Raw genomic sequence first — 24,886 nt, 5'->3', positions numbered from 1 at the left:
CCGCGCTCACGCGTCGAGACGGCGCCCGGCCAGCCAGGTGACGGTCTCCGGGTCGTGGTGGTCGAAGAAGAGTGAGCTGCCTGTGTCCAGGGTGGCGATCCGCGCCAACTGCTCGTCGGTGAGCTCGAAGTCGTAGACGTCGATGTTCTCCGCCATGCGCTCGGCGCTCACGGACTTGGGGATCGCGATGACCTCGCGCTGGGTGAGCCAGCGCAGTACGACCTGCGCGACCGACTTGCCGTGTTCCTTGCCGATCTCGGTCAGCAGTGGGTTGGTGAACAGGCCGTTCCTGCCTTCGGCGAAGCCGCCCCAGGACTGGGTCCGTACGCCGTGTTCGCTCATCAGGGCCTGGTAGTCGGCGCGTTGGAAGAACGGGTGGGTCTCGATCTGGTTGACGGCGGGCACGGTCACGTTGCTGACGATCAGGTCGAGCAGGCGGTCGGGGTAGAAGTTGGCGACGCCGATCGACCTGGCCAGGCCCTCGCGGTTGAGGGCCTCCATCGCGCGCCACTGGCCGTAGACGTCGCCGAAGGGCACCGTCTACGTCGACAACAACCAGGTCAGCTCCGGACTGGCCGCGAACCTGGTGAACCACACCGGCGAGGTCGATGACCTCCTCCACCCGCCGCTTCGGCACGCCATGGGTGTACGCCAACGCCATGAGGTGGTGGAACGCGGAGCGCCCCGGATGTACGGCCCTCGCCTCCAGCAGCACCCCCAACTCCTGCAAGGGCGCGCGATGTTGGGCGTAAGGCTTGCCGTTGACCAGGGCCGTGCCGCTGGTCGGCGCGTCCAGGCCCACGATCATCCGCATGGTGGTGGACTTGCCCGCCCCGTTCGGCCCCAGGAACCCGGTCACCTGCCCCGGCGGCGCGGTGAAACTCAGGCCGTCCACCGCCGTCCTGTCCTCGTACCGCTTGGTCAGCCCACGAACTTCGACCACGGCGCCACTCCCCGCTTGCCTCCGGCCCGGCGTCCGGCCGGGTCACTGTTTCCGAGGCTAGGAGCGGCTACGGCGCGACCCGTGGACCCGGAGGCCACAATGACCGCTGGACACTGGTACCGCGGTACACCGGCGGAGGGCTCTGCCGGATGTCGGACGCGGAAGGAATACACGCTGCCGCGTTGCGGAAATCACGGGTCGGCCCGTCACTCGTACCGGTACTTCAGCGCGTCCGCCTCACTCTGCTCGATGTCGGCGATCGTCAGTTCCGGCATCCGCAGTTGGGCGAGCGTCACCTCGGCCGAGGCAGGCTGGGCGTCCGCCGGCAACCACTGCTCCGGCTTCCAGGCCCCGCTGCGGAGCAGTGACTTGGGGCAGTGCGGGTAGACCTCGTCGATGCCCACCACCAGCGCGCTGGCGGGCGGCTTGCCCACGGCGGTCAGCTGCGACAGCAGCTCCGGGCGGGTGGAGACGCAGGCCCGGCCGTTCACCCGCAGTGTCGTGGTGCGCCCCGGGATGACGAACAGCAGCCCGGCCCGTCCGGTGGCGACGACGTTCTGCAGGGTGTCCAGACGCTTGTTGCCGGTCGCGTCCGGTATCGCCACCGTCCGTGCGTCCAGGACGGTGACGAACCCGGCGGGACCGCCGCGCGGGGAGACGTCGCACTTGCCCTCGGCGTCCGCGCTGGCGACCAGCACCAGCGACGAGCAGCCGATCAACCGCCGTGTCTGCTCGGTGAGTTCGGTCATCTGTTTCCGCACGGCGGCTTCACCGGGGAGGTCGTAGACCCGGCGCAGCACGTCCTGGTCGGACACGGCGTCGAGACGGAGCAGGTCGAAGGCACTACCGGCAAGAGGTGTCGTCATGCCTCCGACCCTAAAGGGCCGACCTGCGATTGATCCTTGGCGGTGAGTGTGTGGGCGGCCGTTGCGGTCCTTCGCGGGCAGAGTCCCCGGTTCCTCCGTCGGGCCGGGGAGGGGCGAGCGGGAAGCCGCCCGGCCCCGGGGCGGGGTCGGAAACGTGCCGCGCCCCAACTCCCAGGCAGCCCAAGAGAGTTGGACCATGGCGAGTGTGCAGACCCCCGCCCCGAATCCACCGAGCCCTCGCTAGCATCCGGTCATGCCTCTTCGTCGGCGCCACGACAAGCTCGCTGCCCTGCCCCGCGATCCACGAGCCGACGACTACCCGATGCCGACCGTGCCGTACGGCTGGTACACCGTGCTCCGCAGCGACGAGCTCCGGCCGGGCAGAGTGGTCAGCCTGCACTACTTCGGGCGGGCCCTCATCGCCTTTCGCGGAGCGGACGGTCGGGCGGCCGTACGGGACGCGCACTGCCCGCACTACGGCGCCCACCTCGGCGCGGGCGGCAAGGTCGTGGACGGCTCGGTGGAATGTCCGTTCCACGGCTGGCGGTTCGGGCCGGACGGGCAGTGCGTGGCGGCCCCGTTCGCGCGCCGGACGCCGAAGGTGTCCCTCGGCGGCTTTCCGGTCCGTGAGCACAGCGGGCTTGTCCTGGTCCACTGCGGGCCCGGCGAACCGTCATGGGAGGTGCCGGAGATACCGGAGGCGGCGTCCGGGCGGTTCGCCGAGCCGATCGACGACGTCTGCCGCGCGCGCATCCACATCCAGGAGATGCGCGAGAACATCGTCGACGAGTCCCACTTCCACTTCCTGCACGGCCAGAGCGAACCCCTCGTCCAGGACTGGCGGTCGAACGGCCCCTTCGCCGAAGCCCGCGGCCGGATCCGCCGGCGCGTCCTCGGCCGGGACATCGACAACAGCTTCGACGCGTTCATGTACGGACCGGGCGTCATGGTGGTCCGCACCCACGGCCCCGCCCTGTCGGTGACCGCCGTCGCCCTCACGACCCCCGTCGACGAACGCACGAGTGAGATGCGGATGCTCTACTACATCCGCAAACCGGCCCGCTTCGCGTTCCTGACGCCCGTGCTCAAGCTCGTCTTCGGGACGCAGGCCCTGGGCGAGGTGCGCGAGGAACTCCGGATCTGGGACCACAAGATCCACCGACCGCACCCGGTCCTGCTGCCCCACGAACAGGGCATCAAGGCGCTGCGCCGCTGGTACGCGCAGTTCTATCCGTCCCGCTCCGCACCCGCGCCCGCCCCCGCGCCGCCGCCCGCCCGTCGCGGGATCTGATCCCGGTCAAAGACCTGGCCATCGCCCCGACAGGCCAGCGGTTCGCGCGTGGCGGGCGCATGCTCGTGTCGGGACCGTCGGCTCGTCGCGCGTGGTGACGGTGTGGCACGCGGCCACGGTGGTCCCGATCGTGCTCGACGCCGTCAGGCACACCGGCCGACCGGCAGGTGTGGGGTGCGGCAGGGACAGGAGGACTCACGATGGATCTCGGACTGAACGGACAGGTGGCCGTGGTCACCGGCGCCAGCAGGGGAATCGGGCTGGCGGTCGTGCGGGCGCTGGTCGCGGAGGGGGTCACGGTCCATGCCGGGGCCCGGCACTCCTCGGCCGGGCTGGAGGAGTTGGCGGCCACGGGGAGCGTGCGGGTCGTACCGGTCGACCTGGGTGAGGCGTCGGGGCCCGCGCGGCTCGTCGAGGCGGCGGGCGACCGGATCGACATCCTCGTGAACAACGTGGGATCGGCTCCGCCCCGCACCGGAGGGTTCCTCTCGGTCACCGACGAGGAGTGGCTCGCCACCCTGAACCTCAACCTGATGGCGGCCGTCCGTACGACCCGCAGCGCCCTGCCGGTGATGCTCGCCCGGGGGCGGGGCTCGATCGTGAACATCGGCTCGGTCAACGCGGCGCTCCCCGACCCGGCGGTCATCGACTACAGCGCCGCGAAGGCGGCCCTCGCGGGCTTCTCCAAGGCCCTGTCCAAGGAGGTCGGCCCGAAGGGGATCCGGGTCAACACCGTCAGCCCGGGGCCGGTCGAGACCGATCTCTGGCTGGGGGAGGGCGGGGTCGCCGCGACGGTCTCCGAGGCGACCGGCATGAAACCCCAGGACGTCATCGACAACGCCGCGCGGACCACGGTGACCGGCCGCTTCTCCCGGCCCGCCGAGATCGCCGACGTGGTCCTGCTGCTGGCCGCGGACCGGACGGCGAACGTGACCGGCGCCGACATCACCGTCGACGGAGGCTTCATCCCCACGTGGTGAATACGCAGGCGGGCCCGAGCAGTTGACGTACGAGTCGGCTCCCCGGCGCGAGCACCGAAGCCGCCGCGCTATTGCACACCTGTGACAGCCGACGCACAGCCCCGTCACCCGCCGCCGGAACAATCCGTCTTGTCGCGAAGGGCAGCAAGCCGAGCGGGCCGGTTCAGGTTCCGGGGACGGCCGGCGGTTCCCGCGCATCTCTCGTTGCAGCGTCACTCACATCACTGGGGGAACCTCGATGTCCGCTCGTAACCGTCGGCGCGCCGGCGCAACCATCGTCACCGCGGGTGCCGCCGCCCTGCTCGCCCTGTGCGGTACGGCCGCCGCCGCACTGGCCGCCCCTTCCTCCGGCGGAGCCAAGGGCAGCGCCGCGATGGTCGCCGCAGCCGCGTCCACCCACACGCTCACCGTGCCCAGGGGGCTGACCCTCAGCAACGGCACCCGCCACGTGATCGTCAACGGCAGGTCGATCGACTTCGGCACCACGGTCCGTGACCTGGCCTGGAACCCGAACGGCAGCAAGGCCGCCTTCATCGACGGACACGGCAACCTCGTCGTCTCCGACCCCGACGGCACCCACCGCGTCACCGTCGCCGCCAACCCGGGCGGGCAGACCTGGTCCCACCCCACCTGGCAGGTGACCGCCGCCGACCGGACGAACCAGATCCCCGCGAAGAACAACATCGTCTTCTCGGCGAAGATCCACGGCAGCACCGTCCTGGAGGGCGTCAAGGCCACCAGCGACCACGGCAGGCCGGCCAAGATCAGCCTCAACGGCTACGCGGGAGACGGCGCCGTCCCCCAGACCAACAACACCTGGCCGAACGTCGGCGGAAAGTACGGCTCGGCCGTCTACGAGAACACCCACACCGGCGAGGTCTACATCCGCGACGACTACCTGCGGCAGCAGGGCGGCGCGCTGGCCAAGGGTTCCGAGCCCGCGCTCTCCCCGGACAACGAGGAGGTCGTCTTCGTCCGTTCCGTCCACGGCCACGACCACCTCTTCGTCGAGGATCTCGGCAGCTCCACGAACGCCGTCAAGGACGTCACCCCCACCGCCACCACCGACTACACCGAGCCCACCTGGTCCCCCAACGGCAAGACCGTCGCCTTCCGCGCCCCGACCGGTACGTACACCATCACCAAGGGCGCCCACGGCTTCGGCAGGCCCGTCAAGGTCTCCACCCACACCGGCCTGCCCGCCTACCGCGGCTGACCACCGCCCAACCGCCCGCCGGAGCGCGCGAGTTCGGCCCGCAGCTCGGGCAGGTGCTGGTCGGCCGTGTCGTGCGGCAGGTACTCGACCACATCGAGAAAACGGAACAGGACCTGGGTCTTGGTGACGGCGAACTCGTAGTCGCCGAACCCCACCACGGCACCCATGTCCCCACGGACGGCGCCCCGGACGACATGAGCGGTCATGTCGTCCGGGCTTTCCGCCGTCAGGCCCCGCCGCGCGTTGGGACGCGCCAGGTACGGGCGGACCATCGAGGCGTAGAGCATGCACGCGCGGTGCCCCGGAGCCTCCAGTGTCGCCGCCATGTTGCGGTACGGCCGCCCGGCATCGAGCGCCGCACGGATCGCCGCACTCTCCGCGGCGCCGACCACCCGCCACACCGGCCCCTTGGGCATCAGGGTGTCGCAGACGGAGCACAGCCGCCGCCGCGCGCACTCCGCGCTGCGTCCGTAGTCGGTGAGCGCGAACTGCGGTTCGTCGCCCTCCCACGGAGTGATGGCGGGCACGGGATAGCCACGGCTGTCACGAGGCCTGGCCCCGACGGTGGCCGGCATGGGAACGGAATCGAATCGCACACCTCATGGTCGGCCACCCGAGCGCCCACCGCGACGGCCGGTCAGAGATTCACCGGCCCGGTGCCCGCCCGGCCACCGCCCCGGAAACTAGGTCATTCTGCAGATGCCGCCGCGCAACCACTCCTCCTAGGGTCCCTGACGTGCCCCACCGATCCAGCCGCCCGAGGAGTCCCATGAGTACCGAAGTTTCCCGCCGCCAGGTACTGGCCGCCGGAGCGGCAGTGGCCGGGTCGGCCGCGCTGGTCGCCGGTGGTGCAGGAACGGCCGCCGCGGCGACCGCCCCGGCCGGTACGAGCAAGGAGAGGTCCGAAGTGAAGCCCACGATCGTCCTCGTGCACGGCGGATACGCCGACTCGTCCTGCTGGAACGCCACCATCAAGGAGTTGCAGCACAAGGGCTACACCACGGTCTCCGGGTCGAACCCGCTGCGGGGCATCCCGACCGACGCCCCGTACATCGCGAGCCTGCTGGACTCCATCAGCGGCCCCGTCGTACTGGTCGCGCACTCCATGGGCGGAACGGTCATCACGAACGCCGCCGCCGGGAAGAGCAACGTCAGGGCGCTGGTCTACGTCGCCGCGTTCGTGCCCGAGGTCGGCGAGACGCAGGGCGAGCTCATCACCAAGTTCCCGGGCAGCGAGGTCGAACCGGTGAGCGTCCCGGTGCCGTACACGAAGGCCGACGGCACGACCGGCATCGACCTGTACCTGAGCAAGGACGGCCAGGCGGCCTTCGCGGCCGACATCTCCACCGCCGACTTCAAGGTCCTCCAGGCCACGCAACGGCCGTTCGACGCCGACTCCTTCACCTTCCCGACCACGGCCGCGGCCTGGAAGACGATCCCGGTGTGGGGGCTGGTCGCCGGCCGGGACAAGGCGATCCCGCCGGCCTGCGAGCGCTGGATGTACAGCCGTGCGAACGCCCGCAAGGTCGTCGAAGTGCCCAGTTCCTCCCACGTCGTGATGCTCAGCCACCCCAAGATCGTCGCCGGTCTCATCGAGGACGCCGCCAAGGCGACCAGCTGACGCGCACGAAAAGAATGAAGAACGCCCCGGTCCGTCTCCACGGACCGGGGCTTCAGGCTGAACCGCCGGTGATCGAGAAAACGCTGCCGATCTTCGCGTCCTGGTAGAACCACTTGGCGTCGGCGCCGTCCAGGCCGATCCAGGCGCCGGTGCCGCCGGTGCCCTGCTTGCCGAGGCTCTTCCCCTTGTAGGAGCGGGTGACGCCGACGTAGACCGGCTTGTTGTCGGCGTCACGCAGTTCGACGGCGAGCGTGACCTCCGTGTACAGGCCGACTCCGGCGGTCGAGTCGGTGACGGTCAGGACCTTGGTGCCGTGCTTCCCGTACACGGTCAACGGCCCTACGAATACGGGGCTGTTGGCGGAGTCCGAGGTCAGCGGCATGACCCGGCCGCCGACGAGCAGGGCGCGCTTGGCGAGGTCGAGCGTGCCGGTGGCGGGCACCACGGAGACGGGGGTCGACACTGCGGCGGAGGCGGCGGACGGCGACGGGGGCACCGACTGCGACGGCGACGGGACGGCGGGCACGGCGGCACCGGGGAGCTGTCGGCCGTGCTCCTTCCCCGTGAGGTCCTGGGTCAGCGCGAAGCCCACCAGGGCGAGGGCCACCGCACCCGCGCCCAGCATGCCGGCCGTCCGGCGGCGCGCCCGGCGCACCGCACGGCCGCGGACCTGGGCACCGGTGAGGACCGGACGGGACTCCTGTTCAGCGGCCAACTCACGCAGCACGACGGAGAGTTCATCCGACACGGCCGCTCTCCTTCCGAACCGGTCCGTCCGTCCCGTCCGGAGCCAGCTGCTTCGCCAGCGCCGCCCTTCCCCGGTACAGCCTGGCCTTGACCGTCCCCACGGGCGCACCCGTCTCGGAGGCTATCTGCTCGACGCTCACATCGCACAGATGGTGCAGGACGATCACCATCCGTTGTGCCGTGGGCAGTTGGCGCAGCGCGGCGACAAGTGCCGTGTGATCGGGGCCGGGTCCGGGCGTGGACTCGGGCGGTGGAGTGCGGCGCACCAGCTCCAGCCAGCGCCTGGCCCGGCGCCAGCGGCTGACCGCCAGCCGCATGGCGACGGTGCGTATCCACGCCTCGGGTGCCTCGTCCGCGAGGAAGTCCCCGCGCCGGTCCCAGGCCCGTACGAACGCCTCCTGGACCACGTCCTGCGCCTCCTCGCGATCCCCGGTGAACGCCGCGAGCTGGCCGGTCAGACGGGGGAACGCGGCGGCGTAGAAGGCGTCGAACTCGTCCTCGGTCATGACCTCACCGGAGTCTTGGAATTCCCGTGCAACCTGGCCGCCGCACCGTGCGTACAGGGAAGACGACGAACACGCGTCCCAGGATCCACTTCCCTCACAGTCGTATCAGAGACAGCCGTATCGGAGGACCACCGAAGTGCCCGACCCCCACGACGACTTCACCGCGTACGCGCACGCGCAGCTGCCCCGGCTGGTCGCCACCGCGCACCTGCTCTCCGGCGCCACCGGAGACCCCCGGGAGGCTGCCGAGCCGGTGCGGAGAACGCTGGTGGGGGTGTGTGCGCGGTGGCGCCGGATACCGCGGGACGACGTGGACTTCTATGTGCTGCGGTCCCTGGTGAAGGAGTTCCTGCGCGGGGCGCGCCGCCAACGGGCCCTGCCCGACGGTGTGTTGAAGGACACGTCCGCGCGGCAGCGGGCGGTGCTCGTGCTGCTGCACCGGGAGGGTCTGCGGGAGGTGGAGGTCGCCCAGCTGCTCGGCTGGTCGGCCGGTGCGGTGGGCAGCCGGGCCCGGCGGGGGCTGGCGGTGTGCGGGGGTGACGCGCAGCGGCTGCGGGGGCTGCTCGCGGAGGCCGCCGAGGTCGCCCGGACTGCCCAAGTCGGCGTCGGGGCCGTCCCGTTCGGCGTTGCGCTCGATGACGTCGAGCGGCGGGGCCGGGCGTTGCGGCTCCGCCGTAGGGTCGCGGGCGCGGCGCTCGGCGCGCTGCTGCTCGTCCCTGCGGGGGTCTTCGTCGCCGGCCGGATCGTGGGCGGCGGCAGCGCGGACGGGTCGGCCGCCGGGGCGGTCGACGTGGCGCGGAGCCCGATACGGATCGTCGCACCCGGCGAGCGGGTGGACGCCGTACCGGGAGTGCAGGTCTGGCTGACGAGCGACGGCAAGCACTGGTCGACGCCGCAACGGCCCAACCAGTTCCGCGGGTTGACCGACGACAGCTACGCGGGCGGCCAGAAAGTGGCCGCCGACAGCGCGAAGCCGACCGCCTCCGTGCAGCCCGACTGGCTGAACAGCTCGTACTTCCTGTCCGGCCTGTACCGAGGCCTGTCCGCCGACCCGGTGCGCGTCGAGGTCACCGTCGACGACAGCAGGATGACCGGCACGGTCCTCACCCTGGCGGGGAGCCCGGGCTGGGGCGTCTGGTACACGCGAGCATCGCTGTCGGCGACGCAGTTGAAGGCGAGTTACGGCGACGGCGGTCCGACCGTCACGGTGTACGACGCGGCCGGCAAGGTCGTCGCGCGGGGCGGGGGCGACTGGTGAAGCGGCCAACCAGGTCCACCAGGCTGCGCATCCCGCTCCGGCTGCGGCTCCGCCGTACCCGGGGCCGTCTGCTGCGGCGGCTGATCATCGCCTTCCTCGTGCTGGTCGTGGCGCTGTGCACGGCCGCGGTCGTCGCCTACCGACTGACGGGCATCCCCGCACCGCACCCCGAGACCGTCACCCAGAGCACGGTCTTCGTCGACGACAAGGGCTCCTATCTGGGCCGGCGCGGTCCCGTCGACCGCCAGGAGGTGCCGCTGTCGCAGGTCCCGAGGTATGTCCAGGACGCCGTGATCGCGGCCGAGAACCGCACCTTCCGCACGGACGACGGGGTGTCGCCGCGCGCCGTCGCCCGCGCGGTACTGGCCTCGCTGACCGGCGGCGAACGGCAGGGCGGCTCCACCATCACCCAGCAGTACGTCAAGAACGCGCTGCTGAGCCCGGAGCAGTCGCTGTCGCGCAAGGCCCGCGAGGCACTGATCGCGATCAAGCTCGACCGCACCCGCTCCAAGGACGAGATCCTGGCGGGCTACCTCAACACCGTGTATTTCGGCCGGGGTTCGGCCGGCGTCGAGGCCGCCGCGCGCAACTACTTCGGCGTGGACACCCGCAGCCTGACCGTCTCCCAGGGCGCCGCGCTGGCGGCGATCGTCAACATCCCCTCGTACTACGAGAAGGCGGGCTCCGATCCCAAGGTGACGGCGACGCTCAGGGCCCGCTGGGAGTGGGTGCTCGACGCGATGGCGGCGAGCGGCAGCATCACGGCGAAGCAGCGCGCCGAGGCCGCGTTCCCCGCGTTCCGTTTCTATCCGCCGGGGGCGACCGAGGGGCAGCGGCAGTACATGATCGACGTGGCGGCGCAGGAGGCCGCCGATCGACTGGGAATCACCGAGGACCAGTTGGCACGCGGCGGCTACACCGTGCACACCACCTTCGACCTGGCCCTCCAGGACGCCACCACCGAGGCGGTGAAGGACCTCAAGGACGGCAGGACCGGCAAGGGCGGGGCCGACGCCAAGGGCATCACACTGCACGCCGCCGTCGTGGCGATCGTGCCCGGCGACGGAGCGGTACGGCTGCTGTACGGGGGGTCGGACTACGCCCGGCAGCCGTTCAACGACGCGGTCGGCGGCGCGGTGGAGGCGGGAACGGCACTGGATCCCTTCGGCAAGGTCCCGCTCGGCGCCCCGCTGACCGCGCTGCCGAAGACCGCGGCACCCACCCCGCTGAAGCTGGCCTCGGCGTACGCGACCGTGGCGGCGGACGGGGTGTACGCGGCCCCGTACACGGTCACGAAGATCACCCGGGACGGACGGCAGGTGTACACCGCGCACCCCGACACCCGGCGCGCGCTGGACGAGAAGGCCGCGTTCATGGTGAACGCGCAGATGTCCAAGATGTACGCCGACGCGCTCCCCGCGGTCCCCACGGCGCAGCGCGCCCCACAGACCCTCTTCACGGCGGGCGCGGGCGGCGGGATCACCCGCCGCACCGTGTGGTCCACCCGCCTGGACCCCCGGCTCGCCCTGACCCTGGCCCTGTTCGCCGACCGCCCCGGCGAGAAGAAGAACACGACCGCCCCGGCCCAACTGCCGAACGACCCGCCGCCGGCACAGTCCGCGACGGAGACCACGGCACAGATCTGGCAGTTGGCCACGACGGGGACGGGATAGTCCGGGCCTCTTCCGCCGGAGCCGATGGCGTGGATACTGCATCTGTGACCGAGCCGGCCACCAAGGTCCCCTCGAACCCCGAGCGCCCCACGTGGCTGACCCGCAACGTGAAGGTGCTGTGCGGGGTGTCCTTCCTCCAGGACGCGGCCAGCGAACTCCTCTACCCGATCCTGCCGATCTTCCTGACCGTGGTGCTGGGCGCGCCGCCCGCCGCGGTCGGGGCGATCGAGGGAGCGGCCGAGGGTGCCGCCTCGCTCACCAAGGTGGCCGCCGGACGGCTGGCGGACCGGTTCGCCCGGCGTCCGCTGATCGGTGCGGGGTACGGCCTGGCCGCGGTCGGCAAGCTGCTCATCGCGCTGGCGACCGCGTGGCCGCTGGTCCTCGTCGCCAGGGTCACCGACCGGCTCGGCAAGGGCATGCGCGGGGCGCCGCGCGACGCCCTGCTCGTCGAGGGTGTTCCGGCCGGACAGCGCGGCAAGGTGTTCGGGCTGCACCGGGCCGCCGACACCGCCGGCGCGGTCGTCGGCCCGCTCGTCGGGCTGGTCCTGTACGAGGCGCTCGACCACCGGTTGCGCCCGCTGTTCTGGATCGCCGTGATCCCGGCGGTCGCCTCGGTCGCGCTGGTCGCCGCCGTCCGCGACCCCCGCACCGCAGCAGCGGGCACGTCCCGTACGCCCACCGCCCGTACCCCCTGGCGGTCCCTGCCGCGCCCGTACTGGCGGGTCCTCGCCGTGCTGCTCGTCTTCAACCTCGTCAACTTCCCCGACGCGCTCCTGCTGTTGCGCGCCCACGACCTGGGCCTGTCGACGGCCGGGGTGGTGGGCGCCTACGCGGTCTACAACCTCGTCTACGCCGCCCTGTCCTACCCCGCCGGAGCCCTGTCCGACCGGCTCCCCCGCCCGCTGGTCTTCGCCGCCGGGCTGGTCTTCTTCGCGGTCGGCTACCTGGGCCTCGGCCTGATCCACAGCCCCTGGGCGGTGTTCGTCGTACTGCCGCTCTACGGCGGGTTCGCGGCCTGCACCGACGGCGTCGGCAAGGCCTGGATCTCCACGCTCGTCCCCGACCGCCAGCAGGGCAGCGCACAGGGTCTCTACCAGGGCGCCACCGGCGCCGCCGTCCTGCTCGCGGGCGTGTGGGCCGGGCTCGCCTGGGGCGCCGACGGCCACCTCCCGCTGCTGATCTCCGGTGCCATCGCGCCGGTCCTCGCGGGTGTGCTGCCGATCGTGGCCAGGTCCGCTTCCAGCCATCGCTAGTGACAGGTTCTGGTCAAGAGTGGTCCAAATGCCGGACTCCTCCTGCCGTCGGTGATCGGGTCGTCCCCGACGGCTGTATCCGTGCCCGCTCGGGAGGACCTGGTGTCACAACCGACCCGCAAGAGACGTTGGTTCACGCTCTGTGCAATCACTGCATCCGCCGCACTCGTGGCGATACCCGCCGGCGCCGCGCCCGGCTCGGGCGGCACCCCCTTCGGGGTCCGCGCACTGGCTCAACTGGCCGCCGAACGCGGGCAGTCGGTGGGTGCGGTCAGCCCCAAAGCCAAGGCCGACGACGACGGCGGTGACGACGGCAACGAGGCCGACGAGATAGCCGAGGGTGCGGACCAGTACGCCGAGGCCCGCACCTCACCCGGCATCGTCGCACCGGGCGCGTACGGCGCCGCCTGGACGAGTCTGACCAACCTGCCCAGTACCGGCGGCAGTTGGCGCAACATCACGAACCTGCCGTACAACTCCGACGACCCCCGCTACCGCGACTACGACTCCAACTCCAGCGGCGGCTCGGGCAATGTCACCGGCCGGATGGCCGCGATGGCCGCCGACGACGACGGATACGTGTACGCGGGCAGCGCCGGCGGCGGTGTCTGGCGCTCCCGTACCGGAGGCGGCCGTTGGCAGCCCATCAGCGACAAGCTGCCCGCGCAGTCCACCGGCGCGCTCGCGCTGGACGGCGCCGGGCGGCTGTGGCTGGGCACCGGCGAGGCGACGACCAACGCGGACGCGTACCTCGGCAGCGGCGTCTACGTCCTGTCCAACCCCCGCCACGGCACGTTCTCGACCCGCAGCCGGGTCGGCGGCGACGAGCTGGAATCCACCACCGTCCACGAACTGCGCTTCGGCGGCGGCAAGGTGTGGGCGGCCACCAGCGAGGGCGTGTGGAGCCACTCCACGAAGACGCTGAAGGGCGCCTGGAAGCTGGAGTTCGCACCCAACCCGGCCTATCTGCCCGGCGGTTCACTCGCGAGCGACCCCTCGGCCGCGTACAAGAACATCGCCAACGACATCGCGATCGACCCGAAGAACCCCTCCAAGGTGGTCCTCGCGGTCGGCTGGCGCAGCGGTGACGACTACAACGGCTTCTACACCAAGGTGAACGGCACCTGGACCCGGATCACCAGCGGCCTGGGCGACCTGCCCGCCGACGCGGACAACGTCGGCAACGTCACCTTCGCCCGCTCCGCCGACGGCTCCCGCTACTACGCCATCGACCAGTCCCCGGAGCAGCTGAACACCAACCCGGACAGCGGTCTTGAGGGCATCTACGTCTCCAAGTCCGGTTCCCCGACCGGCCCCTGGACGAAGATCGCCGACTACAAGGGCCTGGCGGCCGACGGTTCGGCGCTCACCTCCAGCGGCTACATGCCCGGCGTACAAGCTTGGTACAACCAGTTCCTGACCGTCGACCCGGCGAACGCGGAGCACGTCTACGCGGGCCTGGAGGAGGTCTACGAGACGAAGGACGGCGGCACCAACTGGTCGACCGTCGGCCCGTACTGGAACTTCGGCTTCCCCTGCTGGAGCATCGACCCCACCAAACAGACGGGCGACTGCAGCCCGACCACCCACTCCGACCAGCACGGCGTCGCGATCGGCAGCTACCACGGCAAGAGCTTCGTCTACGTCGGCAACGACGGCGGTGTCTACAAACGCCCGCTCAACGGCGCCCAGGACTCCTCCGGTCACGCCACCGACTGGACCTCGCTCAACGACGGCACCATCGACACCCTCCAGTACTACTCGGTGGGCGTCGGCAAGGACCTGACCTACGGCGGCGTCTCCGTCACCGGCGGCCTCCAGGACAACGGCCAGTCGATCCTGCGCAGCAACGACACCGTCATGGGATCCAACTTCGGCGGCGACGGCGGTGACACCCTCACCGACCCGGCCAACGGATGCAACATGGCGGAGGAGTACGTCTACCTCGCCATCCAGGTGACCCAGAACTGCGCGGTGAACGACGGCAGTTGGGTCACCGACCCGAGCAAGATCACGTCGTACAACGTGGCCCCCGCCGACAACGCCACCGGCGAGGCCCGCTTCATCGCCCCGATCACGGCCGACATGAAGAACAGCTCGACCTGGATCGCGGGCGGCCGGCACATCTGGGTGCAGACCCACGGTTACGCCATCCGCAGCGGCGACGAGTGGACCAGCGTCTACGACCTCGGCGCCGGGCGTACCGCGACCGCCGTCGCGGCCTCGGGCGGCAAGGTGTACGCGGCCTGGTGCGGCCCCTGCAACAACCAGGGCTTCGCCCGCGGCATCTCCGTCGGCAACGCGGACGGCACCGGCTGGCACGACATCACCCTGCCGAGCACGGGCGCGGACGGCACCGTGCCCAACCGCTACCTCGCCGGCTTCGCCGTCGACCCGAAGAACGCAGACCACGTCTACCTCGCGGTCAACGGCTTCTCCCGGCACTGGACCGAGGGCCCCGGCGCCGGTGTGGGCCACGTCTTCGAGTCCACCGACGGCGGCACCACCTGGAAGGACATCTCGAAGAACCTCCCCGACGTGCCGACCAACTCCGCGGTCGTCACATCGAACGGCGGCCTCGCCGTCGCCACCGACCTCGGCGTCGTCTACCGCGCGCCGGGCCGTACCACCTGGAAGCGCGTCGGGAACCTCCCGGCGGTCGCCGTACTCCAGTTGAAGCTGAGCCCGGACGGCAGGACGCTGTACGCGGCCACGCACGGCCGCGGCATCTACACGATCGGCGTGCACGACCTCCACTGACCCGGAGACGGCCGACAGGGGTGACCCCGGACCACCGGGGTCACCCCTGCGTCGTGTACGGCACCACACTCACGTGCAGCGTGAAGGCGGTCCGTGCCGCGCCCGCCACGTCCGGCGCCTTCGCCGACGCGGTGACCTCGGCCGCACCGGCCCGGGTCCCCGCACAGCGCAGCGAGGCACGGGCCGTACCGTCCGAATCCACCCGCCAGCCGGACACGAGGACGAACACCGGCGCGGAACTCCGCACCGCCGTCCACCGCTTGTCGTCCACGCGCGGCCTCAGCACGAGCGACACCACGGTCCCGGGCCGCACACAGAGCCGCCGCGCGACCGCGTCACCGGGACCGACGACGACCTCCGTACGCCCGGCGGCACAGTTCCCCGCCGAAGCGGAGGAACCGGTCGCCGACGGACGTCCTCCGGTGGGACTCGCGCCGCTCTGCGACGCCCCGCCCACCGGCCCACCGCCCGCCGACGCGTGACACCCCGCCAGGACGACCGCCACGGCGACCGTCCACACTCCGGCCCACCACCGCATCCCGGCACCTCCCGGCCCGCGCGTACAGGACCACCAGCATGCCCCCTCGCGGACCGTTCCGGGCGGGTCAGAGGGTGGTCAGTACGGCGTCCAGGGTGACCGTCGACCGGGCCGAGGTGCTGCCGGCGAGGACCCGGAGCTGCACCTTGTGGGACTTGACCGTGGTGCCGAGGGTGCGGGTGAAGACGACTTGGCGGTAGGCGGTCTTCGCGGCGTAGGTGTTGACCGTGCCGACCGTCTTGCCGTCCACGACGACCGCGAAGCGGCCTCCGTTGGACTTCTTGGTCGCCACCACGCGGAGCTGCGTGCCGTTCGCCGTGAAGGAGACGTACGCGCCCTTGGTGGCGGAGGCGCGGACGGTGCCCGCCCAACTGGCGGTCGCCGACGCCGACTTCCACGTGCCCGTGTAGTGCAGGGCCGTGGCCCGGTCGTCGAGCGGGATGCCGGTCGTCGCCGTCTTGCTCCACGCGCCGGTCTGGCCGGCGTCGTCGTGGGCGCGGACGTAGAAGCGGTAGGTGACTCCGGGCACGGGCTTGATGGGGCTGTTCGACTTGCCGAAGACCGCCGAGGTGGCCGTGGTGGCGGTCCGCCAGGTCTGGAGCGGACCGAGCGTCCAGGCACCCGCGCTGTTGCGGGTGGTGACCCGCCAGGCGATGTCGTACGACTTCACGCCCGCCGTCTTCGCCGACCAGGTGACCGGTACGGACGCGGTGGTTCCCGCGCTGCTCGCGACGGCCGGCGCGGTGACGGTGGCGGCGGGGACGGTCCGGCGCAGGGTGACCCTGCCGGTGGCGTCGGCCGCCGGGCGGCCGGTGACCGTGTCGGTCGCGGTCAGCGTCCAGGTGTACGCGCCCTCACCGGCCGCCGTACCGGTCTGCGTGGTGCCGTTCCACGACGGGGCGACCTTGCCGGAGGAGCTGGTGCCGGTGAGTGAACGGACCTGTGTGGAGCCGGACTTGAGGGTGAGCGTCCAGCTCACCGGACGGTCGTAGGTCCAGGTCGGGGTCCAACTGTCGGACGAACCGTCGCCGTTGGGGCTGAAGCCGGCCGGTGTGGTCGCCGCCTTGGCCGCGGTGGGGACGCCCGCCCAGGTCACGTGGGTGACGCCGGAGTCGTCCATCCAGGCCGCCCAGGGTGCGTCACGGTCGACCGTCCAGCGCTCGGCGGCGGCGGTGTTGGCCCGGCCGGGGAGCGTGAAGAGGGCGTGTGCCGCGGTGTCCGTGCCGGTCAGGGACTGGGCGTCGAGGGTGACGGCGGTGCTGCCCGCGGCCTTGGTGAACGTGTAGAGGACGTCCGTGCCGAGGATCGGGGTGCGGACGGAGGCGTCCACCGTGGTGGTGGCCGAACTTCCCACCGTGAGCAGCAGACCGGTGGTGGTGGCCGCTCCGCAGGTGGTCAGCAGGATGCGGGAACCGCGCACCTGGAGGCCGCCGGGAAGGCAGTTGACGGTGGCGACGGTGGTGACCGCGCCGGTCGTGAGGTCGGAGCGGTGGATCGACCAGGTGGTCGTGGTGCCGTTGCGCTCCGCGGAGTAGACGGCACCGCCGGAGAGGGCCGAACCGGCGGGCACGCGCTGGGAGTTGCCGGTGGCGAAGGTGTAGAGGAGCAGGGTGCCGTTGTTCACGGTGGTCCGGTCCGAGAGCAGCGCGTGGGTGCCGTCGAAGTCCGCGACCGTGATCGCCGAGCCGTTCGCGTTGTCCAGCGGTGTGCCGACCTGCGTGCCGTTCTCGTAGACCTGGAACTGGCCCGCGCCGGCGGCGTCCGTCTGCTCGACCAGGATCCGTCCGCCGGCCGCGGCCAGCGTCTGGTGCACCGGGCCGCCGGAGTACGCCAGCACCCGCGACGGCGTGCTCGCCGAGGCCCCGGACGAGCCGACCGTCAGGTCCGAGCGGAGCACGACTCCGTCGAGGCGGGACGAGTCGTCGGCGGTGTAGAGCGTGCCGCCGGACAGGGCCAGCGCGTCCAGCCGGGCGGGTCCGGCGGGGATGGTCGTGGCGTCGCCCGCGGTGGTGGAGATCCGGCCGTCGGTGAGGGTCTGGATCGCGGCGTCGACGTCGGGGCGGTACAGCGAGGTACGCATCCTGCCGTCGTCGCCGACCTCCACGTCACGGAAGGTGCCGCCGAGGTCCTTGGCCGCGGTGGATCCGTCCCGGGGGATCGCGAACAGTTCGTTCGAGGCGTCGGAGTCGTTGCGCTGGTACCAGGCGAGGGTGTCGTCGCTGATCCAACGGGCGCCTGCGACCGGCAGGTTGACGGTGGTCGGGGCGTCGCCGGGCGCCGAGCGCCGCCACTCGGTCAGGGTCGCGCCGTCGACGACACCGAAGTGGGCGGGGGTGAACTCCAGGGCCTGGGGCAGTTCGCCGGTGTCGGGCTCGGCCACGGTGACCGTCGCGCCGGTGGCGAAGTCGACGTAGACGATCTCGTAGCCCCAGCCGGGCGCCGTCCGCCGCTCCACCAGGGCGCCGTCGGCGTCCGAGTCGAGGATCTCGTACTGCTCGTCGCCGGAGAGGAGGGTGCGGTCCGTGGCGCCGGGGGTGCGCAGCAGCAGGCGGACCAGGTAGGCGGAGGCGTCGTCCTGGTAGCTCTGCTGGACGAGGATGCCGTCGCCGGCCTGACCGCGGTAGCGCTCGGCGCCGGCGGCGCCCGAACTGTCGTAGGCGACCGGGAGGACGTCCTCGGTGCCGGAGCCGAGGTGGCGCAGGGTGACGTGGTCGGCGGGATCGCCGTTCGGGTTGGTGGAGGTGGCCACGGCCACGACGCCGTCCTGTACGGACACCGCGTGGACGGTCACCGTGTCGGCGGTGTCCGCGAGCCGGCCGAGGTCCTGCGGGGTGCCTCCGGCGACGGCCAGCCAGCCGTGCGCCGCCGTGTCGGCCGTGGTCGTCTGGCTCCAGACGACCGTCTGGCCGGAGCCGGAGATGTCGGTGGCGGCGGGCACGGAGGTCGTCCGCGCGGGCAGGGTGGTCGACACGTCGGTCGCGGACCCGGTCGCGGGTGCGGCGACGGCCGGGACGGTGGTGACGGCCTGGGCCACGGCGAGGGCCGTGAGGGCCGCTACCGGGACAGCGAGGAAGCGGCGTCTGTGGGAAGGCATGGCAGCCCGATCTCTCTTCGAACCCATATCGAATGTCTTCGAACATTCAGGCGGGGATTGTCACACGGAGATCAGATCCGGCCGACGGCGGGATCCCGTTGCAGCCGGCGGAGCGGCCCGGGGAGTTCCACGGTGATCCGGAGTCCGCCGGTGGGGCGGGGGGTGAGGGTGAGGGTGCCGTCGTGCGCGTGGGTGATGGTCTTGACGATGGCCAGGCCGAGGCCGACGCCCGCCTGATCGGTGTGGACGCGCTCGGTGCCGCGCTGGAACGGTTCGGTGAGCGTCGGGACCAGCTGCGGGGTGAGTCTCTCGCCGGTGTTCTCGACGGTGAGCGCCACCGTCCCCGGGCGGACCTCGGTGGTCACCCGCACGGTGCCCTGTTCGGGCAGGTTGTGGACGATCGCGTTGTGCACGAGGTTCGTGGTCAGCTGCAGGAGCAGCGTCGGCGATCCGGTCGTGGGGGTGATGTCGCCGCCGGTCTCGACGGTGACGCCGTGCTTCTCCGCGAGCGGGAGCAGCGTCTCGGTGGCCTCCTCCGCCAGCAGGGACAGGTCGACGTGTTCCCGGGTGAAGGCCCGCTGGTCGGCCCGGCTGAGCAGCAGCAGGGCCTCGATGAGGTCGATCGCCCGGGTGTTGACGGCGTGCAGGCGGTCGATGACCTCGCCGGTGTCGCAGTCCGGGTCGGTGCGGGCCACGTCGAGGAGTGTCTTCGAGATGGCCAGCGGGGTGCGCAGCTCGTGCGAGGCGTTGGCCGCGAACCTCCGCTGACCGGCGACATGTGCTTCGAGCCGCGCGAGCATCGTGTCGAAGGAGTCGGCGAGTTCGCGGAACTCGTCGTTGCTGCCCGGCAGTTGGATCCGGTGCGAGAGCGATCCGGTCGCGGCCAGCCGGGTGGCGCTCGTGATGCGGGTCAGCGGGGCGAGCATCCGGCCGGCGAGGAACCAGCCTCCGACGAGCCCGAACACCAGCAGACACGCCAGCGAGACGGCCGCGATCGGGGCGAAGGCGCGCGCGACGGCGTACTGGTAGCCGGGCATGAGGAGGAGCCCGACATGCGGCACCCGGTTCAGGAACACCCACACGGCGGCGAGCAGCAGCACACCGGCGACCATGAGGAACCCGGCGTAGCTGAGGGTGAGTTTGACGCGGACGCTCAGACCGGGGCGCCTATCCACGGGGGCCTCCGTCGGGTGCTGTGTCGATGCGGTAGCCGACGCCCGGCACCGTGGCGATCAGCCAGGGTTCGCCGAGCCGTTTGCGCAGCGCCGAGACGGTGATGCGGACGGCGTTGGTGAAGGGGTTGGCGTTCTCGTCCCAGGCCCGTTCCAGCAGGTCCTCGGCGCTGACGACTCCGCCCCCGGCGGCGACGAGGACCTCCAGCACGGCGAACTGCTTGCGGGTGAGCGCGACATGTCGTCCCTCGCGGAACACCTCCCGGCGGAAGGGGTCGAGGCGCAGCCCCGCGATCTCCCGCACGGGCGGCCTGTTGTGGGCACGCCTGCGGTCAAGTGCCCTGATTCTGAGCACGAGTTCGCGGAGCTCGAAGGGTTTCGTGAGGTAGTCGTCGGCGCCGAGTTCGAAGCCGGACGCCTTGTCGTCGATGCGGTCGGCGGCGGTGAGCATGAGGATCGGGACGCCGCTGCCGGAGGCGACGATACGGCGGGCGACCTCGTCGCCGGAGGGGCCGGGGATGTCACGGTCGAGGACGGCGATGTCGTAGGCGTTGATGTCCAGCAGTTCCAGGGCGGTGTCGCCGTCGCCCGCGATGTCGGCCGCAATCGCCTCCAGGCGCAGGCCGTCGCGGACGGCCTCGGCCAGATAGGGCTCGTCCTCGACTATCAGCACACGCATGCAATCGAGGCTACGAGCCGGCGCATATCGGTGACGTATCGAAAAGCTCATACGCGGCGGCAACACGGGGCGGCTTTGGCTGACGGCATGAATCGAGCCACCGGCACCGGGGCGGCTGCGGGGCTCGGCACCCGGCGTACGCCCACCCGGCACACCCGCGTCCGCCGGATGATCCACCTCGTCGGCCGGCCGGGGCCCTGGAAGCGGGCCCCGGTGGCGGCCGGGCTCGCGTCGGTGCTCGGGCTGCTCATGCTGCTGCACTCGTGGATCCCGAACCTGATCGGGGGGCTCGGCAGCCTGGTGGAGACCTTCCTGCCGTGGTTCGGTCTGTTCGTGCCGGTGCTGCTGGCCCGCGCGCTCTGGCGCCGCTCCGCCTCCGCGACGGTCGCGCTGGTGCTGCCCGTCGTGGTGTGGCTGAACCTCTTCGGCGGACTGCTCCGCGACAAGTCCGACGGGGCCGGCGACCTCACCGTGGTCAGCCACAACGTGGGCGCCGACAACCCCGATCCGGCCGGCACCGCCCGCGATCTGGCCGCCTCCGGCGCGGACGTACTGGCGCTGGAGGAACTGACCCCGCGGGCGAGCGCCACGTACGAGAAGGAGTTGGCGACGGCGTATCCGTACCACGCGGTGCTCGGCACGGTCGGGGTGTGGAGCAGGCTGCCGCTGTCGGACACCCGGGCGGTCGACACCGCGATGGACGTCGGGCCGCTGGCGGACCGCCTGCCGGCCGGTGCCAGAGCGGCCGACAACCGGGCGCTGCGCACCACGGTGACCACGGACCGGGGGCCGCTGGCGGTGTACGTGGCCCATCTGGGATCCGTACGCGTGCTTCCCGGCAGCGGCTTCAGCACGGGAGACCGGGACCGGGGCGCGAAGGCGCTCGCCAAGGCCGTCGCCGCCGAGCCGGACAAACGCGTGGTGCTGCTCGGCGACCTCAACGGCACCACGGACGACCGCGAGTTCACCGGCCTGACCTCACAACTGCGCTCGGTCCAGGACACGGCCGGGGACGGCTTCGGCTTCAGCTGGCCGGCGATGTTCCCGGTGGCACGGATCGACCAGATCCTGGTGCGTGGCGTGCGGCCGACGCGGTCGTGGGTGCTGCCGGCCACGGGCAGCGACCATCTGCCGGTGGCGGCCGGGATCAGTTGGTGAGTCCTCCCCTCCCCGACGTGCAGGGAACCAGCGTCGCGGTGAGGGTGTCGGTCAGCCACTTCTCGTAGGTGGCGGTGGACCAGCCGCGTCCTGCGGTGAGTTGGATGAACAGTTGGGGGCCGGCCGGTGCCGCGGGGCGAGGGGCTGTGGCTGGACGGTGGCGACGACCCCGTACCCGGTGCGAAGCCCGAGTTCTGGCCGCCGGAGCGGGGCCTCGCGCTGGGCCCGCTGCTCGGCCGCCCGGACATCGACATGGAGATCCTGCCCGAGGAAGCGGACCTCGGCGGGCCGGCCGAATAGGCCGGTGCGGTGAAGGCGGCACAGGGACGGGAAAGGGGGCTTCCTCGTCCCTGTGCCGTCTCTTCTTTCGGGGAGGGGACCGCTAGCGGAGGGACTGCTCGCCAGTCGGGACCGGGCGGTCGTAGACGTGGTCCGGGGTGACGATCTCGGTGACCGCCCGGGCGACCAGTGAGGACGGTTCCTGGCCGCCGTAGGTGATGTCCGTGTTGAGGATCACGACCAGGGTGGCCTGCTGCGACGGGAGGTAGACGGTCACGCTCTCGTAGCCCGGGATGGAGCCGTTGTGGCCGATCCAGCCGCCGCTGTCGAAGATGCCGAGGCCGTAGCCGAGGCCGGGGAATCCGGTCGGCAGGGTCTTCAGGCGCTGCTTCTGGGTCTCCGGGCTGAGCAGTGTGCCGGTGGCGACGATCTTCGCCCAGCGGTGCAGGTCGTGCATGTTCGAGATCATCGCGCCGGCCGACCAGGCCCAACTCGGGTTCCAGTCCGTGGAGTCGACGACCTCGCCGCTCAGCGTCTGGTTGGTGTAGCCGTGCGCGTGCGGCTCGGGGAACTCGCGGACGTTCGGGCCGTCGGGGAACAGCGTGTGGTCGAGGTGCGCCGGGCGGAGCACCCGCCGGTCGATGACGTCGGCGACGTGGTGACCGGTGACCTTCTCGATCACCAGGCCGAGGAGGACCAGGTTGCTGTTGTTGTAGACGAACACCTCGCCCGGTGCGGAGGTGTTGCGGTGCTTGAAGCCGTACGCCAGCAGCTCCGGCGGGGTGAACGAGCGGGTCGGGTCGCTCAGCAGGTCGTGCACGAACCCGGGGTCGGAGCTGTACGGGAACAGGCCGCTGCGCATCTCGGCCAGGTGGCGCAGGGTGATACGGCGGCCGTTCGGTACGCCGTGGACGTAGCGTGCGATCGGGTCGTCGAGGCGGATCCGCCCGTCGTCGACGAGCTGGAGCAGCGCGGTGACCGTGAAGGTCTTGGTCTCGCTCCCGATCCGGGAGTAGAAGTCGGTGCGCATCGGCTGCCGCGTGGCCTTGTCGGCGACGCCGGTCGCGCGGATGTAGCAGCCCTTGCCCGGCATCCACAGCCCGACGGCGACACCGGGGATGCCGGCCTGGCGGCGGACGTCGGCGACGGCCTTGTCCAGCCGGGCGGTCGTCGTACGACCGAGGCCGCCCGGGCCCGCCGGGCAGTCGTCCCGGTCGGCACCCCTGAGGTGGACCGCCGAGGTGTGAGTTGCCGTGGTCACGGCGGATGCCGCCGCCGTGGAAGTCAGTACGGACGCCGCCAGCAGCGCGGCTGCCATCAGACGTCGGGAAGGAGTACGTCGCATGCCGGGGCGCTTCTTCCGGTTGGGGGTTGAGGTGGCCACGCCACCATCCGGAGTCCGGCGGAGGGTCCTCCTGCGTTGCGCGTCCCCAGGAGTCCACTCGATCGGACGGACGTTCGTCACACCGAAGGGCACCCGCCCGCCGACGGGGGCCGGGGCGGGTCCGCACCCCCGCCCACCCCTCCCCGGCCCCGCCCTCAAGGCCCGGTTCGCCCGGTCGCGGGCTGAGCGACCGGGACCCGGTGACCCCGGCCACCGGCGCGCGAGCGCGCTGCGGTAGCCGGGGCCGGGGGTCATTTCCCGTACGCCTGGCGGAACTTGGCGATGTCGTCGGCCGTGACGCCGTTCGCGCCGCACACGGGGACTACGCCGTCCTTGGCGGCCACGATGTAGCGGTCGCCGTTCGAGAACGTGAGCGCCTCCGGCCGGCTGGTGTCGCTGTCGAGGACGACCGTGCGGGCGGTGCCGCCCTTCAGCCAGTGGTCGACGCGGAAGGTGACCACGGTGCCCTTGACGGACGTGACCGTGCCGAGGAAGAGCGTCGGGTATCCGCGCAGGGTGTCGGGGGTGGGCGCCACGCACTTGGCGGAGCCGCCCTCGGCGGTGAGCCTCAGGGCCCCGGCGGGGGCCGAACTGCCGCTGTGCTTCGCCTGGTTGCCACCCGCGTTCGCCGTACCACCGCCGCCGCCGCCGTTCGCCATCACCCCGACCCCGATGCCGCCGCCGAGCAAGAGGAGCCCGACGGCCGCCGCGAGTCCGAGGAGGTGCCGGCGGGGCCGTACCGCGGGCGCACCGGCGCTGACAGGGGCTGTGGCCGTAGGTGTGACGGTGTTCAACGTGGCCTCCACAAGCTGATCGATGTCGGGCGGCGGAGCACTACTGGTCAGTGCCGGGTCCGCGGCCTTCAGCCGGGCCAGCAACTCGTCGTCGTTCACTGACCGCTCCTTCCTTCATCGCTCTTGTGTCCGGGCCGTCCGTCATTCTTTCGCCCCAGTTGGGCGGCGAGTCTCGCCTTCGCCCGGTGGAGCCGGATGCTCACCGCGTTGGGAGTCGACCCGGTCGCCTCCGCGATCTGCCGCGGCGCCAGCCCCTCCCACGCCCACAGCCGCACCACCTCACGGTCCGCCGCCCCGAGGGAGGCGAGCGCGGCATGCAGCTCGCCGTGCTCGGCGGCTTCCTCGGGAGCCCGCCGCTGGGTCCTGATCAGCCGCTCCACCAGACGGAGCCTGCGCGCGTCGGCCCGGCGGGCGTTCGCCAGGCAACCCCGAGCCACCCCGTAGCACCAGGGCAGTACGTCGTCGGGGTCCGGCGTGGACACGGAATCGTCGCCGAGCCCGGGGACGTCGTCGATACGGCGCCACAGCACCAGCAGCGTCTCCGAGAGGACGTCCTCGGCCGTCTCGGTGCTCGCCCGCCGCAGCAGATACCGGTGCAGCGGTTCGACCACCACCTGGGCCAGCCCTTCGAAACGCGCCCGCCGCATCCGGCGCGTCTCCTGTTCCGTCATGGA

At 71.7% G+C, this 24,886-nt stretch carries 21 protein-coding genes and 2 pseudogenes; 10 read left to right on the top strand and 13 right to left on the bottom strand.

The window, feature by feature from the left end:
* Nucleotides 1–6: 6 nt before the first annotated feature.
* From OC490_RS20790 to OC490_RS20780, 3 genes and pseudogenes are all read right to left on the bottom strand, one after another.
* Nucleotides 7–534, bottom strand: a pseudogene (locus OC490_RS20790) (aldo/keto reductase); the annotation flags it as partial.
* Nucleotides 535–562: 28 nt separating this feature from the next.
* Nucleotides 563–943 (bottom strand): annotated as a pseudogene (locus OC490_RS20785) (ATP-binding cassette domain-containing protein); the annotation flags it as partial.
* Nucleotides 944–1,149: 206 nt separating this feature from the next.
* Entirely contained in the window at nucleotides 1,150–1,809 is a 660-nt protein-coding gene (locus OC490_RS20780) for an MSMEG_1061 family FMN-dependent PPOX-type flavoprotein (protein ID WP_262059464.1), read from the bottom strand.
* 253 nt (nucleotides 1,810–2,062) lie between these two features.
* On the opposite strand from OC490_RS20780, the gene OC490_RS20775 reads away from it, so the two are divergent.
* From OC490_RS20775 to OC490_RS20765, 3 genes are all read left to right on the top strand, one after another.
* The gene (locus OC490_RS20775; protein ID WP_262059463.1) at nucleotides 2,063–3,100 is read left to right on the top strand and encodes a Rieske (2Fe-2S) protein; all 1,038 of its coding nucleotides are present in this window, start codon (nucleotides 2,063–2,065) and stop codon (nucleotides 3,098–3,100) included.
* 200 nt (nucleotides 3,101–3,300) lie between these two features.
* A complete protein-coding gene (locus OC490_RS20770; RefSeq protein WP_262059462.1) occupies nucleotides 3,301–4,080 on the top strand; it encodes an SDR family NAD(P)-dependent oxidoreductase in 780 nt (259 codons plus the stop codon).
* A gap of 238 nt (nucleotides 4,081–4,318) precedes the next feature.
* Nucleotides 4,319–5,296, top strand: coding sequence for a TolB family protein (locus OC490_RS20765; protein WP_262059461.1), 978 nt, complete (start codon nucleotides 4,319–4,321; stop codon nucleotides 5,294–5,296).
* Here OC490_RS20765 and OC490_RS20760 read toward each other — a convergent pair.
* On the bottom strand, nucleotides 5,284–5,871 hold the full coding sequence (locus tag OC490_RS20760) for a hypothetical protein (RefSeq protein WP_262059460.1): 588 nt from the start codon (nucleotides 5,869–5,871) through the stop codon (nucleotides 5,284–5,286). The genes OC490_RS20765 and OC490_RS20760 overlap by 13 nt on opposite strands.
* A 194-nt stretch (nucleotides 5,872–6,065) precedes the next feature.
* Here OC490_RS20760 and OC490_RS20755 point away from each other — a divergent pair, with 194 nt between their 5' ends.
* A complete protein-coding gene (locus OC490_RS20755) occupies nucleotides 6,066–6,917 on the top strand; it encodes an alpha/beta fold hydrolase (RefSeq protein WP_262059459.1) in 852 nt (283 codons plus the stop codon).
* Nucleotides 6,918–6,969: 52 nt separating this feature from the next.
* Here OC490_RS20755 and OC490_RS20750 read toward each other — a convergent pair whose 3' ends face one another.
* Nucleotides 6,970–7,665 carry a hypothetical protein gene (locus OC490_RS20750; protein WP_262059458.1) on the bottom strand — a complete coding sequence of 232 codons (696 nt, stop codon included), beginning with the start codon at nucleotides 7,663–7,665 and terminating at the stop codon, nucleotides 6,970–6,972.
* A complete protein-coding gene (locus OC490_RS20745; protein WP_262059457.1) occupies nucleotides 7,655–8,170 on the bottom strand; it encodes a SigE family RNA polymerase sigma factor in 516 nt (171 codons plus the stop codon). Before OC490_RS20745 ends, OC490_RS20750 begins: the two co-directional genes overlap by 11 nt.
* A gap of 136 nt (nucleotides 8,171–8,306) precedes the next feature.
* On the opposite strand from OC490_RS20745, the gene OC490_RS20740 reads away from it, so the two are divergent.
* From OC490_RS20740 to OC490_RS20725, 4 genes are all read left to right on the top strand, one after another.
* Nucleotides 8,307–9,428 carry a sigma factor-like helix-turn-helix DNA-binding protein gene (locus tag OC490_RS20740; protein WP_262059456.1) on the top strand — a complete coding sequence of 374 codons (1,122 nt, stop codon included), beginning with the start codon at nucleotides 8,307–8,309 and terminating at the stop codon, nucleotides 9,426–9,428.
* Nucleotides 9,425–11,101, top strand: coding sequence for a transglycosylase domain-containing protein (locus OC490_RS20735; protein WP_262059455.1), 1,677 nt, complete (start codon nucleotides 9,425–9,427; stop codon nucleotides 11,099–11,101). Before OC490_RS20740 ends, OC490_RS20735 begins: the two co-directional genes overlap by 4 nt.
* A gap of 44 nt (nucleotides 11,102–11,145) precedes the next feature.
* Nucleotides 11,146–12,354, top strand: coding sequence for an MFS transporter (locus tag OC490_RS20730; protein ID WP_262059454.1), 1,209 nt, complete (start codon nucleotides 11,146–11,148; stop codon nucleotides 12,352–12,354).
* Between the two features lie 102 nt (nucleotides 12,355–12,456).
* Nucleotides 12,457–15,114: a WD40/YVTN/BNR-like repeat-containing protein gene (locus OC490_RS20725; protein WP_262059453.1), complete on the top strand. Its 2,658-nt coding sequence runs from the start codon at nucleotides 12,457–12,459 to the stop codon at nucleotides 15,112–15,114.
* A gap of 40 nt (nucleotides 15,115–15,154) precedes the next feature.
* On the opposite strand, the gene OC490_RS20720 is transcribed toward OC490_RS20725, so the two are convergent.
* The 4 genes from OC490_RS20720 to OC490_RS20705 form a co-directional block, all read right to left on the bottom strand.
* Complete coding sequence (locus tag OC490_RS20720) at nucleotides 15,155–15,652, bottom strand: hypothetical protein (protein WP_262059452.1); 498 nt, start codon at nucleotides 15,650–15,652, stop codon at nucleotides 15,155–15,157.
* A 67-nt stretch (nucleotides 15,653–15,719) separates the two neighbouring features.
* Nucleotides 15,720–18,746: a hypothetical protein gene (locus OC490_RS20715; protein WP_262059451.1), complete on the bottom strand. Its 3,027-nt coding sequence runs from the start codon at nucleotides 18,744–18,746 to the stop codon at nucleotides 15,720–15,722.
* Between the two features lie 71 nt (nucleotides 18,747–18,817).
* Entirely contained in the window at nucleotides 18,818–19,921 is a 1,104-nt protein-coding gene (locus OC490_RS20710) for a sensor histidine kinase (RefSeq protein WP_262059450.1), read from the bottom strand.
* Nucleotides 19,914–20,597 carry a response regulator transcription factor gene (locus OC490_RS20705; RefSeq protein WP_262059449.1) on the bottom strand — a complete coding sequence of 228 codons (684 nt, stop codon included), beginning with the start codon at nucleotides 20,595–20,597 and terminating at the stop codon, nucleotides 19,914–19,916. The genes OC490_RS20710 and OC490_RS20705 overlap by 8 nt, the downstream gene beginning before the upstream one ends.
* A gap of 168 nt (nucleotides 20,598–20,765) precedes the next feature.
* Here OC490_RS20705 and OC490_RS20700 point away from each other — a divergent pair, with 168 nt between their 5' ends.
* Nucleotides 20,766–21,755, top strand: coding sequence for an endonuclease/exonuclease/phosphatase family protein (locus tag OC490_RS20700; protein WP_262059527.1), 990 nt, complete (start codon nucleotides 20,766–20,768; stop codon nucleotides 21,753–21,755).
* A gap of 126 nt (nucleotides 21,756–21,881) precedes the next feature.
* The gene (locus OC490_RS20695; RefSeq protein ID WP_262059448.1) at nucleotides 21,882–22,055 is read left to right on the top strand and encodes a hypothetical protein; all 174 of its coding nucleotides are present in this window, start codon (nucleotides 21,882–21,884) and stop codon (nucleotides 22,053–22,055) included.
* A gap of 82 nt (nucleotides 22,056–22,137) precedes the next feature.
* On the opposite strand, the gene OC490_RS20690 is transcribed toward OC490_RS20695, so the two are convergent.
* The 3 genes from OC490_RS20690 to OC490_RS20680 all read right to left on the bottom strand — a co-directional run bounded on the left by OC490_RS20690 (nucleotide 22,138) and on the right by OC490_RS20680 (nucleotide 24,883).
* Nucleotides 22,138–23,379 (bottom strand): serine hydrolase domain-containing protein, encoded by a 1,242-nt coding sequence (locus tag OC490_RS20690; RefSeq protein WP_262059447.1) that lies wholly within the window; start codon nucleotides 23,377–23,379, stop codon nucleotides 22,138–22,140.
* A 290-nt stretch (nucleotides 23,380–23,669) separates the two neighbouring features.
* Nucleotides 23,670–24,311, bottom strand: coding sequence for a hypothetical protein (locus tag OC490_RS20685; protein WP_262059446.1), 642 nt, complete (start codon nucleotides 24,309–24,311; stop codon nucleotides 23,670–23,672).
* A complete protein-coding gene (locus OC490_RS20680; protein ID WP_315986688.1) occupies nucleotides 24,308–24,883 on the bottom strand; it encodes a sigma-70 family RNA polymerase sigma factor in 576 nt (191 codons plus the stop codon). The genes OC490_RS20685 and OC490_RS20680 overlap by 4 nt, the downstream gene beginning before the upstream one ends.
* Between the last annotated feature and the right edge of the window lie 3 nt (nucleotides 24,884–24,886).

The organism is Streptomyces sp. STR69 (assembly GCF_024519455.1).
Taxonomy (GTDB): domain Bacteria; phylum Actinomycetota; class Actinomycetes; order Streptomycetales; family Streptomycetaceae; genus Streptomyces.
The sequence above is the reverse complement of the archived record's forward strand: the minus strand, read 5'-3'. Positions and strand labels throughout refer to the sequence as shown.